At 63.3% G+C, this 13,595-nt stretch carries 15 protein-coding genes; 4 read left to right on the top strand and 11 right to left on the bottom strand.

The annotated features are described in order from the left end of the window. Positions 1–112 precede the first annotated feature (112 nt). Positions 113–631, top strand: a complete 519-nt coding sequence (locus ABH945_RS10400; RefSeq protein ID WP_074762590.1) for a hypothetical protein — start codon at positions 113–115, stop codon at positions 629–631. Positions 632–731: 100 nt separating this feature from the next. Here the strand turns inward: ABH945_RS10400 and ABH945_RS10395 are convergent, their stop codons facing one another. Next, the gene (locus ABH945_RS10395; protein ID WP_429250505.1) at positions 732–2,294 is read right to left on the bottom strand and encodes a DHA2 family efflux MFS transporter permease subunit; all 1,563 of its coding nucleotides are present in this window, start codon (positions 2,292–2,294) and stop codon (positions 732–734) included. Between the two features lie 153 nt (positions 2,295–2,447). Next, positions 2,448–2,990, bottom strand: coding sequence for a MarR family winged helix-turn-helix transcriptional regulator (locus tag ABH945_RS10390; protein WP_429250504.1), 543 nt, complete (start codon positions 2,988–2,990; stop codon positions 2,448–2,450). Between the two features lie 262 nt (positions 2,991–3,252). On the opposite strand from ABH945_RS10390, the gene ABH945_RS10385 reads away from it, so the two are divergent. Both ABH945_RS10385 and ABH945_RS10380 read left to right on the top strand, forming a co-directional pair. Next, a complete protein-coding gene (locus tag ABH945_RS10385) occupies positions 3,253–3,612 on the top strand; it encodes a hypothetical protein (RefSeq protein ID WP_429250503.1) in 360 nt (119 codons plus the stop codon). A gap of 188 nt (positions 3,613–3,800) precedes the next feature. Next, positions 3,801–5,363: an efflux transporter outer membrane subunit gene (locus tag ABH945_RS10380; protein WP_429250502.1), complete on the top strand. Its 1,563-nt coding sequence runs from the start codon at positions 3,801–3,803 to the stop codon at positions 5,361–5,363. Positions 5,364–5,473: 110 nt separating this feature from the next. Here the strand turns inward: ABH945_RS10380 and ABH945_RS10375 are convergent, their stop codons facing one another. From ABH945_RS10375 to gspG, 8 genes are all read right to left on the bottom strand, one after another. Beyond that, positions 5,474–6,253, bottom strand: coding sequence for a type II secretion system protein N (locus ABH945_RS10375; RefSeq protein WP_429250501.1), 780 nt, complete (start codon positions 6,251–6,253; stop codon positions 5,474–5,476). Positions 6,254–6,275: 22 nt separating this feature from the next. Beyond that, positions 6,276–6,779 (bottom strand): type II secretion system protein M, encoded by a 504-nt coding sequence (locus ABH945_RS10370; RefSeq protein WP_074762584.1) that lies wholly within the window; start codon positions 6,777–6,779, stop codon positions 6,276–6,278. Next, positions 6,776–8,182 carry a type II secretion system protein GspL gene (gene gspL, locus ABH945_RS10365; protein ID WP_429250500.1) on the bottom strand — a complete coding sequence of 469 codons (1,407 nt, stop codon included), beginning with the start codon at positions 8,180–8,182 and terminating at the stop codon, positions 6,776–6,778. Before gspL ends, ABH945_RS10370 begins: the two co-directional genes overlap by 4 nt. A gap of 28 nt (positions 8,183–8,210) precedes the next feature. Beyond that, entirely contained in the window at positions 8,211–9,422 is a 1,212-nt protein-coding gene (gspK, locus tag ABH945_RS10360) for a type II secretion system minor pseudopilin GspK (protein WP_429250499.1), read from the bottom strand. Position 9,423: 1 nt separating this feature from the next. Next, a complete protein-coding gene (locus ABH945_RS10355) occupies positions 9,424–10,101 on the bottom strand; it encodes a PulJ/GspJ family protein (protein ID WP_429250498.1) in 678 nt (225 codons plus the stop codon). Then, positions 10,079–10,495, bottom strand: a complete 417-nt coding sequence (gene gspI / locus ABH945_RS10350) for a type II secretion system minor pseudopilin GspI (RefSeq protein WP_429250497.1) — start codon at positions 10,493–10,495, stop codon at positions 10,079–10,081. Before gspI ends, ABH945_RS10355 begins: the two co-directional genes overlap by 23 nt. Position 10,496: 1 nt before the next feature. Then, a complete protein-coding gene (locus ABH945_RS10345) occupies positions 10,497–11,093 on the bottom strand; it encodes a GspH/FimT family pseudopilin (protein WP_429250496.1) in 597 nt (198 codons plus the stop codon). A gap of 116 nt (positions 11,094–11,209) precedes the next feature. Then, positions 11,210–11,674, bottom strand: coding sequence for a type II secretion system major pseudopilin GspG (gspG, locus tag ABH945_RS10340; RefSeq protein WP_074762579.1), 465 nt, complete (start codon positions 11,672–11,674; stop codon positions 11,210–11,212). Between the two features lie 157 nt (positions 11,675–11,831). Here gspG and ABH945_RS10335 point away from each other — a divergent pair, with 157 nt between their 5' ends. After that, complete coding sequence (locus ABH945_RS10335; RefSeq protein ID WP_074762578.1) at positions 11,832–12,245, top strand: type II secretion system protein N; 414 nt, start codon at positions 11,832–11,834, stop codon at positions 12,243–12,245. Between the two features lie 129 nt (positions 12,246–12,374). On the opposite strand, the gene gspF is transcribed toward ABH945_RS10335, so the two are convergent. Then, positions 12,375–13,592, bottom strand: a complete 1,218-nt coding sequence (gene gspF, locus ABH945_RS10330) for a type II secretion system inner membrane protein GspF (protein ID WP_429250495.1) — start codon at positions 13,590–13,592, stop codon at positions 12,375–12,377. Positions 13,593–13,595: the final 3 nt, after the last annotated feature.

Genomic DNA, 13,595 nt, shown 5'->3' with positions numbered 1-13,595 from the left:
GCGATCGGCAAATTCTCCGCGCGCTGCGACGTTTCTCTGATCCAGGTGAAACACCCTACCGATGCCACGGTCCAAACTGATATGAAACGCTCCATCGAGGGGAGGGCTCAACGTGATAAACAAAACTCTACTGGCCGCGCTGTGTGTTCTCGGTACGGCGGCGGCCGGATGTTCGACGCAAGGGCAGGTCAATCCGGACGTCATGCAGGTCGCGACCACACCGTTGACTTGCTCGAATAGCGCCCAATGCGATCTCTGGTGGCAACGCGCGCAAACTTGGGTCGAGAGCCATTCGAAGTACAAAATCGAATCGTCTACAAGTTCGCTGATCCAGACTGCCGGACCGGACGGCGGCAAGCGCGCGCTCGCGTATCAGATCACGCGTACCGCGAATCCCGATGGCACAGCGACCATCGGCTTTGCTGCTCATTGCGACGGGTCGATGGGCTGCAAGCCGAACCCGTGGGAAGCGGGCGCGGACTTCAAGGAATTCGTGCGAGGAACCGCAGCGGGGGCGAACACGCCGCAGAGCGGCACGACGCCGTCCCAATCTCCGGCGGCGGCTGCGCACCCGGATGCTTCGCAAGGTCAGTCGATTCCGGCGGCGAACGGCGAGGCAATGTCGCAATAACGTAATGGAAAAGGCGCGCACATGTGAGGATAAATCTCACGTGTGCGCGCCTGTCTTCTTCACGCGTTGATGCATCACGCGCATCAAACGCATTAGCGTATCAATGCCCCATCGAAGGCCCCGCTCCCTTGCGCGGCTTCGTGACCCAGACCAGCACCGCAAGCACCAGAAACGCCGCGCAGGAAATGCGGAAGAAGTCGTTGGTCGCCAGCATGTAAGCCTGGGCGGTCACGGTCTGATTCAACTGCGCGGTGAGGCCGTCGCCGGACAAACCGAGGCTCGCCAGCGCATCCTTATAAGCGTTGGTGTTCGCCGAATACACATTGACCGACTCGGTCAGTATCGCGTGATGGTGGATCGTGTCGTTCTCCCAGAATGTCGTGCTGATCGCCGTGCCGATTGCACCCGACAACGTCCGGAAGAAGTTCGACAAACCCGACGCGCTCGCCAGCCGCTCGTCCGACACGCTTGAAAGCGTGATGGTCGTCATCGGCACGAAGAAGCAGGCCACGCCGATCCCTTGTATGAGACGCGGCCAGATCACGTGATTGAACGGCACGTCGAGCGTGAAAGTCGAGTTCCAGAACGACACGAACGCAAACACGATGAACGCGAAGCTGGCCACGATCCGCAAATTCAGCCGATGCATGTTCTTGCCGATCATCGGCGACAGCACCAGCGCGAGCAAACCGACCGGCGCAGTCGCCAGCCCTGCGAGCCACGGCGTGTAGCCCATCACGGTTTGAAGCCACAACGGGAAGATCACGACCGACCCGAAGAACGCCATGAAGCCGAACGAAATGATCACCACGCCGAGCGCGAAATTGCGGTCCTTGAACAGCGAGAGATCGACAATCGGCTCCTTGTCCGTCGTCTCCCAAACCAGCAGGAACGCGATCGACACCACCGCGATCACCGCGAGCGTGACGATGAACGTCGAGTTGAACCAGTCGCGATCCTTGCCGAGGTCGAGCATCATCTGCAGGCACGACACGCCGATCACGAGCAGCGCAAGGCCAACTGCATCGATGCGCTGCTTGCTGGTTTTCGTCTCGCGGCCGCGCAGCAGGATGTACGCGCACACCGCCGAGAACACGCCGATCGGCACGTTGATATAGAAAATCCACGGCCACGTGTAGTTATCGGTGATGTACCCGCCCATCACGGGACCGAAAATCGGCGCGCAGATCACGGTCATCGCCCAGAGCCCGAGCGCAAGGCCGCGTTTCTCCGGCGGATAGGAGCGCATCAGAATAGTCTGCGAAAGCGGGACCATCGGCCCGGAAACGAGCCCTTGCAGAAGCCGGAACCCGATCAGCGATTCGAAGTTTTGCGCGAAACCGCACATCGCCGACGCGATCGTGAAAAGCAGCACGGAGAGCGTGAACAGCTTTGCCTCGCCGACCCGCCGCGCGAGCCAGCCGGTCAACGGCACGGCAATCGCCGACGCCACCGAATACGACGAGATGACCCACGTGCCCTGACTGGTCGCGACGCCGAGGCTGCCGGAAATGGTCGGCACGGCGACGTTCGCAATCGACGTATCGAGCACCTCCATGAAGGTGCCCAGGGCCAGGCCGACGGTGAGTAGCGCGAGCGCTCCGCCCTTTAGCGGCGCAGGTTCGGCGGCGGGCAGCGTGGCAGCGGAAGCCGTGGCATCCATATTTTTTCTCCTCAATCGGGAAAGCTTGTCACGGCAGTCTTCTCACGCCTGACGAATGGCGTGCTTACATGCCGGATCACCCTCTGCCCAGACAGATATCTTCAAACAATGGCGTTCTTGAAAGCGCCTCTTTGACCATCGGTACTGCTCGCCTTATTCCGGCGATAACCCTGCGGGTGAATCTTCGTGCGACTGCTGTTCTGACGTCGCTGTCGGCTCAAATCCGCAGCACATGCCTGACGGCCCATCCAGTCCGTTTGCAATGAAACGGCTGAGCAGATCGATCAGCGTTGCATGCTCGGCGGCGGAAAATCCGCGCAACTGTTCGTTCAGCACTGCCGCACCCAAACCCGGCAACTGGCGTGCGGCTTCATCACCTTGCGGCGTCAGTTCCAGCTTCACCATCCGACGATCGGCGTCACTCCGCGTGCGCACCACAAAGCCTTTCTTTTCAAGGCGATCCAGCAGACGCGTCATCGATCCGCTGTCATACGACATAGCGCGCGACAGTTCGAACGGCGTGCTCGCGCGCCGCGACGACAGCATGACGATCACGCCGATCTGCTGCGCCGTGAGACCGAGCGGCGCAACCGCGCGATCGGTTCGTTCGACCAGCACGTTGCGCGCTTTCGTCAGGTAGTAGCCGAGGCTCGACTCCAGAGGAGTCGTGTCCGCGTTGTAGGGGCCATCAGTCATTGTGTTTCCGGAACATCGGCAAGCAAACGGAGTTTAGCTGCCTAAGCAGGCAAGTCAAATTTCATCGACGCTGGATGGACGACCGAAAAACAACAGCGCCGCCATCCATAGGGCGAAGTATCTTGAAATTTGATTGCATAGTCAATATTATGACAGGCAACGAGTTACGCGCGATCCGCGCCACCCGAGACCATGTTCTGACCGATTTTCCGCACGTCGCAGACGCGCATGTCGCAAGCGCGACGCGCAAAAAGGATTTCCCATGCTGTACCTCAAAAACACCCTTGGCGGCTTGGGCCGCTCACTGACCGATTCCGCGCTGAACAGCTTTCAAGGCCCGCACCGCTGGTGGAAACTGGCGCTCTTCGCCGTGCTGTTCGTGTTGCCAGGTGGATCGGTCGGGGTGGTGGTCATGGCGTGGATCGAGCATCGGCGGGGACGGAAGGACGTCAAGGCCGCTTCGGAAATGGGCAAGGTCAAAACGCCGTTGTTGACGTCGAGTCTCGCGCCCGCGAGCGCTGTCGCCCCGGCCAATGCGTGCCAGGCACGCGGCGATGCGCCGTGTCGCGCAGCAGCGGGCAAGCAGGCCCGTCAGGCGACGTCAACGGAATCACGGGTTTAACGCTCGCGGCAGTAACAACGCGTAACCATCGCGGCCGCCCAAGTAACACATCTGCACTCTTCCTCGCATTACCCTTTCAGTTTCCCGCGCTCGCGGGCTCATACGCTAACATTCCGGCAGACCAAGATCTCGCCCGGCCGACGGTGCTGCCATCGGCCGCATCGTGGCGTCCAGAAGGAATTCATTGCATGCAGTCTGATCGACTCTCGCGCGCGAGGCCGTTTGCGCCTCGCGCCCTGACTATCGCGGTATCGGCGGCACTCGCTGTATTGCTCGCGGCCTGCGCTGTCGGCCCCGACTACAAGCGGCCGGACGCCGAGATTCCGGCGTCGTTCAAGGAAGCCGCACCGGGCTGGAAAGTGGCTCAACCGGCCGATCAGCACGATCGCGGTGACTGGTGGACGATTTACGAAGATCCGCAGCTCAACGCGCTCGAAGACAAGCTGAACGCCGCGAATCAGACCATCGCGCAATATGCCGCCGCCTACCGGCAGGCGCGCGCGCTGGTTGGCGAGGCGCGGGCGGCGTATTTCCCGACCATCGGTGCATCGGCGGGCGCAACGCGCTCGGGCACGGGCGTGTCGTCCACCGGAAGCTCGAGCACCAGCCGCTCCGGCGTCAGCAACAGCTTCAACGTGCAACTGGATGCAAGCTGGGAGCCGGATCTGTGGGGCTCGGTCACGCGGACGGTCAACGCGCAGAAGGCCGGGCAACAGGGCGCGGCTGCGGATCTGGCGAACGCGCGTCTGTCCGCGCAGGCCACGCTCGCCCAAACCTACTTCTCGTTGCGTGCGCTCGATTCCACGCAGAAGCTGCTCGACGACACCGTCGTGGCCTATCAGAAGACGTTGCAACTCACGCAGAACCAGTACGCGCAGGGCGTCGCGGCGCGTTCCGATGTGATTCAGGCACAAACGCAACTGCAATCGGCGCAGGCATCGGCCATCGACAATGGCGTGCAGCGCGCCCAGGACGAGCACGCCATTGCCGTGCTGGTCGGCGTGCCCGCTTCGGTGTTCTCGATTCCGCCTAGCCCGCTTACCGCTACGCCGCCGGCCGTGCCCGCGCAAATGCCGTCGGCATTGCTCGAACGCCGGCCGGATATTGCATCGGCGGAACGCAAGGCGGCGGCGGCGAACGAGCAAATCGGCGTCGCAATTGCCGCGTTCTTTCCGTCGTTGACCCTGTCGGCGAGCGGCGGCTTCGAGAATTCCGTGTTTTCGCAATTGCTGACCGCGCCGTCGCGCTTCTGGACGCTCGGTCCGCAACTCGCGGCCACCATTTTCGACGCCGGTCTGCGCAAGGCGCAAACCGACGCAGCGCGCGCCACGTATGACGCGGACGTCGCAACCTACCGTCAAACCGTGCTGACCGCGTTCCAGGATGTCGAAGACAACCTCGCGTCGCAACGCATCCTCGAACAGGAAATCGTCGTGCAGCGGCAAGCGGTGGATTCGGCGCGTCAGGCGCTCGCCATCGTGACGAACGAGTACAAGGCGGGCACGGTCGGCTTCGTCAACGTGCTGACCGCGCAGACCACGGCGTTCACGGCCGAGCAGAAGCTCGAGACGATTGCGGGTGAACGGATGGTGTCGTCGGTCGGTCTGGTGAAGGCGTTGGGCGGCGGCTGGGACGTGTCGCAAATGAACCGCGAAACCGGCGATGTGGCCGCACCGGCGCCGTTGCCGGCGTCGTCGGTGACGCCCGTCGCGCAGAGCGGGGCGGTGCCGCAGCAGGTTCAGAACCAGTAGGCACGGCGCTGATCGGGAACATCGGTCGCAAAAGCAAAAGAGGCATGGTCGCACATTGCGGTCATGCCTATTTTTTCATCACGATCGAGCAACGCGTGCTCGCCCGGATTTCAGTGCACGAAAGTCAGCGCCACCGTACCCGGCCCAGTCGGCCGTCCGAGCAGATTCAGCAAGCCCGCGAGGTTATCGCGCGCCTCGGGCGCAGCGCTGGCCACGCCGTGAAACGAAGTCGACGCCGCCGACACCGTGCCGTTGCCGCTTAGCATCAGCGGTCCCTTCATCGTCGTCAGATCGAGCGTGGACGATGCACCCTGCGCCTGAAACAGCACGCGATACGAACCAAGCGGCTTGACCAGCGAGATCCGCGAACTGGCGTCGTTCAACGTCACGGTCAACTGACCGAACGCTTCCCGATTGAAAGTGCGCCAGTCGGACCACGACAACTGCACGTTCCCCTGCAGATCCAGCGTGTTGAACGGCGCGCCCAAACCGCCCAGCAGCGAAGCCGGAACGGCCATTGCGCCGGGCGTCACGGTCGCCGTGCGCAGCGTGGCGTCGACGGTAATCGGGTCGGGCATCGCCTCGCTGTGCCGCATGGTCATGCGCACGCGGCCGGTGAACAACGGCCAGAACGACGTAGTCCATTCAATCCGCCCAGGCAGCAGCGTCGCCGCGCTCATGTCGGAACCGGCGGCGAGCATCAGCGTGGCAGAGCCGTGCCAGAGCGAACCGGCCGGGTCGACGAGATTGACGTGCCCGCGCGTCTGTTTCGCGAACTGCGGCGTAACCCAGGCAGCCGGCAACAACGTCAGCATCACAACCGCGTTCGACAGCACCGCGACCACCAGCCAGGGCAGCGCGACGCGCAGGCGCCGCATCCAGTAATTCATGCGAGATCCCGTGGAGGCGCGATTATTTAGCGGTCGACGGCTGCAACGACGCCGTCAGATCCACCTGGCCGTCTTCCTTGAGCGCGGTGATGTGCGCCTCGGCGACCTGCACCTTGAATTGCTTGCGCGCGTCGTCGACCCAGCTCGTCCACGCTGGAAACGACGCGTTCTTCATCTGGATCTGCACCGCGTTGCCGATCACCTGCACCTGCGTCGCGGCCAGGCCGTGATCGCCGAGCGACGCGGTGAGCGCGTCCTTGAGCGCCGCGCCGGTCGGCGCCACACCTTGACCCGCCGCCGACAACGCGCGCGCTTCGTTCGACTCGGCGGTCATCTGCGCGAGCTGCCGTTGCAGGCTCGGCAGCGTGTCACGCAGATGCGAGCGGCCATCCTGCGCGGGCGCCCACAGCACCGACCACGCGATCACCACAGCCAGGACTCCGCCGCCCCACGCCAGAATGGCTTTTTCGCGCTCGGTGCGCTGGTCCCAGAATCCGGCCCATGTTTGAGCGAGTTCAGCTTTCATTGTCCGTTCCTGATGGTCCACTTGCCCGTATTGCTGTCGATCGAACCGCTCAGCCCGTTGCGCGCAAGGCGCTTCGCGAAGTCGGGATCGAGCTTGACCTCGGGTTTAAAGGTCACGTCGAGCCGGCGGTCGTGATAGTCGAGTCCGGCAATGCCGTTGACCGGCACCGGCGACATCGAACGCGCCAGCCCGTCGGCCAGCGACAGGAAATCGTCTGGCGACAATTCACCGGCAGCGACCCGCAACTGCTGCAATTGACGCGACATCTGATCAGGCGCGTCGAGCACGACCGTTGTCTTCGGGAAAGTGTTGAGCAGCAGTTCGGTCATCTGCGTATTGATCGCGTCGCGTTGACGCGAAAGCATCAGCCACTGCACGTTCGCGCCGATGATCGCGATCACCAGCGCCGCAACGGCCAGCACAATCGGCAGACGCAGACGGCGCAGAGTCGCCCGGTCGAGCCGCCACGGCTGCGATGCAAATTCGAACTGACACAGGTCGAAGCGGCATTCCAACGCACGCCGCGCCAGTTGCTCGAACGGCAGCGGGCTCGCACCGTGGATATGCGCCGCAAGCCGCGCCGGACTATTCGGCGAAAGACTCGGCTCATTGCCGGGCACTTCGGTGAGCATATACAGCGAGATCGGCGCCGCGCCGGCCAATGCGCCGAGCGTCGCGTTCACCGCCGTCGCCGGCACCGCCAGCCCTTCGCCCTGCACACCGCGCGCAATCGCGAGTTCGACGCGCGGCGTGGTGCTTTCGACCATACCTTCCAGCAGCATCGCGGGCGCGGTCTGGACCACGGTGCCGAGGACGGCGGCCACCATCGGCGTGACCGATGCCAAACCTGGCGCAACCACGGGTGCCACACCCGGCAGCGAGGTCGCCACGCCGGACGCCATGACCGGCTCGCCCCCGCCGACCGTTTCCGCGACTTCGACGGGTTGGTCGAGCGCGGCGGTAACTTGCGGCAGACAGCGTGTCACCGGCACCGCGCGCAGGCTGCGATGCCCCGCCGTCGAGAACGCTTCGACGATAAAGCGGAACCAGCCGCGATCGATGATCGCCAGCAACTGCTTTCCGCCCGCGACCGGCTGCGGATCGACGGCGATATGGCAGGTTTGCGGATCCTGGATCAGTTGATCCTCGACGACATTGGGCAGCGCCTGACGCAGCTTCGGCCCGCGCAACGGCGGCAGCGTCGCGGGCATCATCAGCAGGTCGCGGGCGGCGACCATCAGCACCGTCAGGTTGGCGCGCGGCAGCAGCGCGAGCGCCGAACGACCGGCGCGCTGGGTGCGGCCCGATTTGTCGAGCAGGACGAACGGCAACTCCGGCAGTTGCCATTCCTGCGATGGCACCGCCGGATCACGCGGCGGCAATAGGACGATCAGCGTGCTCAAAGGCCACTCTCTCTGGGAATTGCGTTATTCATAGTTGGTCTTGTACCCGCACGATACGCGTTGTATGAGTCAATGCATCGCGATAGACGAGCGTCGTGCGGTCCACTTCGGCGCGCTCGTGCTGCACGCGGCCATGAATCAAAAAGTAGCTGGTGGTGACGTCCATTTCGCTCGGATCGACCGCAGCCGACTGCACGCCTGAACCGGTCAGCGCGAGCGTCACGTCGCCGACATTATGGAAAAACACCGTCTGCCGGCGCGCGACGAACGCCTGCGCCTGCGACAGGTTCATTTCCGGCACGATCGCCGAGATCACTTCGGCCGATGCGGTATTCATGTTGACCGCCGTCGCGGTCGGCAGAATGGTCACGAAGGGACGCAATTGCGCGACCATTTCCGGCGTGTAGCCGGGGATGTCGAGCAGCGAGTCGACGCTGGTCATTTGCAGCGGAGTACCGCCTTTGTCGTTGTCGTCGTCGATACCGGGTTTGTCGGTGAAGTTGCCGCCGCCGGTGGCGCCGCCCTGAATCGCCTGGGCCGCTGTATTCGTCGACGTGGTGGTGGTCGACGAACTGGACGTGGACGTGACCGTCTGGAAGCGGGTCGCCGATTGCGCGAGGCTCGCGCGCACCTGCACTGCGGTGTTCTTCGCGAGCTGGCTGTTCGCACCGAGCGATACGAGCAGACGCTGATAGGCGCTGATCTGCTCGGTGTTCAGTTGCAGCACGCCGGGCGCGGGGCTCGACACCAGATTGCGCAGATTGAATTTCGCCTGCGCGTCTTCGATCGAACCGGAAAGATACGTTTCCGCACCTTGCTCAGCGCGGACTTCGCCGATCTGTCCAAGGAAGTCGGACAAACGCGTCTTCGCAATCGGCACGCCCCACAAGCCGCCGAGATACGTGATGCCCGCCGACGTATCGCCTTCGGAACGCAGAATCAGCCGCGTCCAGTCGAGTGCGCCGCGCGACACCCAGAGCGCCTGCGAAAGCAGCCGCTGATTTTCGATTCGCCGGATCTGTACCTGCTGGCGCCAGAGCATGCCCGACACCAGAATCGCCGACAACGCGACGACCAGCAACGCACTGATGATCGCCGCGCCTTTCTGTTGCGCAGGCGACGATGCTTTGCGGGTTTTCCGTCTGCCGGATGCGCGGGTAGAGGCGGGCGCCCGCGTCTGACCGAAGCCAGAGGGCAGGGCACGCATAACCCGTCGCGCAGACAACCAAGAGAATTTCATTTCATTCTCCGACCAGGAAAACCCGCCTGACGGGGCGCACAAGCGCCTTCGCCGACACGCTCACTTCCAGCCCCGTCACCGAACGCGGCAAAGGCGCATTGCCCAGTTGGGGCACCTTCAGATTATTGTCGGCCTCGGTGATCGCGCTTTGCACGTCTTTCATCTGCGTGGTCCAGCCGACTTTCGGCACGTACAGCCGCGCAGAAATCGACGTGACGTTGCCCATCAGCGGTATCGCGGACCAACCGTCGCCTTCGGTGCCGCGCAACGCGCGCCGCAGGTCGCCGACATTGCCCAGCGGCGGCGACGCATAACGGGTCACGCGTCCATTGGACACCCGATAGCGCACCACCTGCAAACGCGGCGCGGTGCCCGGCAACACCATCTCGCGGACCACCTGCAACACGTTGCCCGACAGCGACACGGCCGCCTGGCCCGATTCGTCGTCCGATGCGGCGTGGCGCACGTCGATCCGCATCTGGTCGAACAGTTGCGCGAATACGCGCTCCTCTTCCATCGCGTTCGTAATGGTTTCCCGGCCGCGGATGATCTGGTCGAGACCGCGCCACGACAGCACGGCAATCACCGCCATGATCGCAATCGCGACCAGCAGTTCGATCAGCGTGAAGCCATGCGCGCCCGATCGGCGGCGGCGCTCAGAGCGAGCGGTTGTTTTCATTCGCGACCACCGTGACCATCTGAGCGAGATTGCCGGAACGCCCAGGCATCGTCACCATCACTTCCACTCGACGAAACACCGGATTCGGCGTCGACGTCACATTTTCGGTACACATCAGTTGCAGGTTGCCTTGCGAGCACTCGAAGCTGGTCGAACCGACACTCGGCCACGCGTGCGTCAAATGCAACTGCGCGAGCGTGTTGTCCGCACTCCAGCCGGCGAGCAGACGCTTGTGCAGATCGGCTTCGCCGCTCGCGAGACTGCCGACCGCGCGCAACGACGCCGACAACGCCACCGCGATGATCGCCAGCGCAACCAGCACTTCGATCATCGTGAAGCCGCGCTGCGTGCGCCCGGAGTAACCAGCGCGATTCAAACTGCTGCAACGACGCATCTCAGCGCACCTCATAGCGGCCATTGCCGGTGCCGACGATCGTCGCGCTCCCGGCTGCCGAAAACAGCGTGATCTGCACCGGCACGTCGATCGCCTCGGTGCCGAAGACGATGCGGTGCGGATGCGAATCGGACCCCGGATAGCTGATCGTGACACCCGTCACACCGCCTTCCCAGTTACGCGGACCAAGCAGTTCGTCGCGCAGCGGACGCCAGCCGTCTTCGGTGCGCTGATCGAAACGGAAACCGTTATCGAGCGGCTGCCACGCGATGGGCTTTGCGCGTACCTGCGCTTCGTCGCCCGCCGATTCGAACAGCAGCGCGAGACGCTGCGCTTCCTCGTTCAGATCGGTGCGCGGATTGCGGGTCATCGTCAATGCGGTGAGGGACACGAGGATGCCGGCGATCAGGAGCACGACCATCATTTCGAGCAGCGTGAAACCCGCGGCGCGGCGGCGGCCGCCGCTCATATGCGCGTTGCCCGGATTGCGCGGATCACGCGAGCGACGCGCGGCGGCACTCGCCGCGCGCGGCAACGGGGCCGTACACGGAGTGTCCACACGGGACTTGCAAGCGGACATACGCATAGAGCCGGCCATCAACGATCAACTGGGAGTCAGACAAAAACGCATCGACAGAACACGCGAACCGCGCCGCTGGGCTGCGTGCCCGAAGGCTGGTTCGCGCGCATGAAAAACGTGGCTGTTAAGGCCGCTTATTGCCACGAGCCGACGTCGGCATCGTTGCCTTCGCCGCCTGCCTTGCCGTCCGCGCCGTAGCTGAACACGTCGATCTCGCCGTGCACGCCCGGATTCAGATATTGATAGGCATTGCCCCACGGATCGTTCGGCAGACGTTCGAGATAACCGCCGTCTTTCCAGTTGGCCGGCACCGGATCGGTAGCGGGCTTTTCAATCAACGCGCGCAGACCTTGCTCCTGGCTCGGATAACGGCCGTTATCGAGGCGATAGAGTTTCAGCGCCTGCATGACGGTGCCGATGTCCTGCTTGGCGGCGACGCGGCGTGCTTCATCGGGACGGCTCATGATCTTCGGGACGATCAGCGCGGCCAGAATGCCCAGAATCGCGATCACGACCATCACTTCGATCAGCGTGAAACCTCGTTGCAGACGGCTGCGCGAACCCGCGATTTCAGTGCGGCGAGTGGTCGACAGTTGCATAGCTTGCTACCTCTTTTCAGGTGAAATTTTGACTGGTCAGAATGCGTCTCGTGGCTAATAGGGTGCCATTGGACAGGCCCAGCCGGTCATTTTAATGTCATGGTATTGAAGGGATTCAACCCAACGCAATTTTCACAATAGTCCGTACAATATGCGCATGAACGCCATCCAAATCCGCCTTCTGTCGCTCGCGCTGTTCGCCGTTTTTTGCGCGACGCTGACCTACTGGGTCATCACACTTTCCACCCTGTCCGGCGCGCCGTTGCCCGCGGCCGCCGCGCACGCCCAGGTGTCGACCGACCAGGCCGCCACGCTGTTCGGCGGCCAGCTCACGCGCAGCGTCAATCAGGACGTGCATCTGTTCGGCATCCTCGCTTTGCAGGAAGGCGCTGCGGCGATCGTCAGCGTGGGCGGAGAACCGCCGCATGCCGTGTCGCTCGGCAGCGCGTTGATGCAGGGAGCCAAACTTTCCGAAGTCCGCGCCCGCTCGATCATCATCGACCGCAATGGCGCGCATTCCGAAGTATTCCTGCCGGCCAACGCAGCCGGTCCTACCATTTACGTCCGCTAAAGTCAGGCGGCCTTGCTGCTTCGGGCCGCCTGCTTTTTACCCCTGCTTCAGCTAGTTCGCTTCAACCGGTTGCGCGGCTGCGTCAGCCGCAATTCGCCGCGCAACCCGGCCTCGTTTCGCGTTACCGCATCACTGCACGAGGTTGTTCAACTCGATGATCGGCAGCATCACCGCCAGCACGATCACCAGCACCACGCCCCCCATCGCCAGAATCAGCAACGGCTCCAGCAGGCTCGTCAGGAACATCGTGCGGCGCTCCAGCTCGCGTGCTTCGCCTTCGGCTGCGCGGTCGAGCATGGTCGTCACATCGCCGGTGGCTTCGCCTGAACGGATCAGGTGCACCAGCACCGGCGGAAACGTTTTCGTATTGCCGAGCGCGCGCGACAGCGACGTACCTTCGCGCACCCGCACGATCGCATCGTCGATGTTGCCGCGCATCGCGTTGTTGCTGAGGGTTTCCGCAGCGGCTTGCAGCGCGCGCAGAATCGGCACGCCAGCGGCGGTCAGAATGCCGAGCGTGCTCGCAAAACGCACGGTGTTGTAGCCGCGAACGAGTTTGCCGAGCAGCGGCGCGGTGAGCAGCCAGCGGTCGAAAACGAGACGCGGACCAGGCTGCTTAAGAATCGAACGCACCACGTACGAGAGCGCGAACACGCCGATCAGCACCGCCCACCACCAATGCCGCACGAAGCCGGACAGCGCCATCATCATGATGGTGAGGAAGGGCAGTTGCTGCTTGGTGCTGGCGAACACGTTCACGACTTGCGGCACCACGTAGCTCAACAGAAACGTGACGATACCGAACGCGATGAGCGTGACGATGGTCGGGTAAGTGAACGCAAGCACGATCTTCTGTTTCAGCGCATTGCTTTGCTCGATGTAGTCGGCCAGACGCGACAACACCAGACCGAGCTTGCCCGTATGCTCGCCCGCCGCGACGAGTGCGCGATAAATCTCGGGGAAGTCTTTCGGATGCTGCGTCAGCGCATTGGCGAGCGAGTGGCCGCCGAGCACTTCCGCGCGGATCGACGCCATCAGTTCGCGAATGTAATCGCGTTCCGACTGATCGGTCAGCACCGCGAGCGCTTCGTCGAGCGGCAGACCCGCGATCAGCAGGCTCGCCAGTTGGCGCGTGAGAATGGCCTGTTCGCGCTGCGACAGACGTCGTCCCAACGACAAACGCTGATTTCGCTCACCCCGCGTTCGCGTGGCCGCCGGTTCGACGACGAGCGGCGTCAGTCCCTGCGAACGCAGATTCGTGCGGGCGCCGCGCGCGCTGTCCGCGTCGAGCACGCCTTTTTGCGCTTTGCCCGCCGCATCGATTGCTTCGAAACGAAATGCCGGCATGCG

The sequence above is a fragment of the Paraburkholderia sp. GAS333 genome (genome assembly GCF_050435665.1).
Lineage (GTDB): Bacteria > Pseudomonadota > Gammaproteobacteria > Burkholderiales > Burkholderiaceae > Paraburkholderia > Paraburkholderia fungorum_A.
This window is presented reverse-complemented; position numbering and strand designations above follow the sequence as displayed.

What these genes read in the sequence shown, in the direction of transcription:
- ABH945_RS10395 (WP_429250505.1), bottom strand. Translation starts at nt 2,294, where the DNA reads ATGGATGCCACGGCTTCCGCTGCCACGCTGCCCGCCGCCGAACCTGCG.
- ABH945_RS10390 (WP_429250504.1), bottom strand. Translation starts at nt 2,990, where the DNA reads ATGACTGATGGCCCCTACAACGCGGACACGACTCCTCTGGAGTCGAGC.
- ABH945_RS10385 (WP_429250503.1), top strand. Translation starts at nt 3,253, where the DNA reads ATGCTGTACCTCAAAAACACCCTTGGCGGCTTGGGCCGCTCACTGACC.
- ABH945_RS10380 (WP_429250502.1), top strand. Translation starts at nt 3,801, where the DNA reads ATGCAGTCTGATCGACTCTCGCGCGCGAGGCCGTTTGCGCCTCGCGCC.
- ABH945_RS10375 (WP_429250501.1), bottom strand. Translation starts at nt 6,253, where the DNA reads ATGAATTACTGGATGCGGCGCCTGCGCGTCGCGCTGCCCTGGCTGGTG.
- ABH945_RS10370 (WP_074762584.1), bottom strand. Translation starts at nt 6,779, where the DNA reads ATGAAAGCTGAACTCGCTCAAACATGGGCCGGATTCTGGGACCAGCGC.
- gspK (WP_429250499.1), bottom strand. Translation starts at nt 9,422, where the DNA reads ATGAAATTCTCTTGGTTGTCTGCGCGACGGGTTATGCGTGCCCTGCCC.
- ABH945_RS10355 (WP_429250498.1), bottom strand. Translation starts at nt 10,101, where the DNA reads ATGAAAACAACCGCTCGCTCTGAGCGCCGCCGCCGATCGGGCGCGCAT.
- gspI (WP_429250497.1), bottom strand. Translation starts at nt 10,495, where the DNA reads ATGCGTCGTTGCAGCAGTTTGAATCGCGCTGGTTACTCCGGGCGCACG.
- ABH945_RS10345 (WP_429250496.1), bottom strand. Translation starts at nt 11,093, where the DNA reads ATGGCCGGCTCTATGCGTATGTCCGCTTGCAAGTCCCGTGTGGACACT.
- gspG (WP_074762579.1), bottom strand. Translation starts at nt 11,674, where the DNA reads ATGCAACTGTCGACCACTCGCCGCACTGAAATCGCGGGTTCGCGCAGC.
- ABH945_RS10335 (WP_074762578.1), top strand. Translation starts at nt 11,832, where the DNA reads ATGAACGCCATCCAAATCCGCCTTCTGTCGCTCGCGCTGTTCGCCGTT.
- gspF (WP_429250495.1), bottom strand. Translation starts at nt 13,592, where the DNA reads ATGCCGGCATTTCGTTTCGAAGCAATCGATGCGGCGGGCAAAGCGCAA.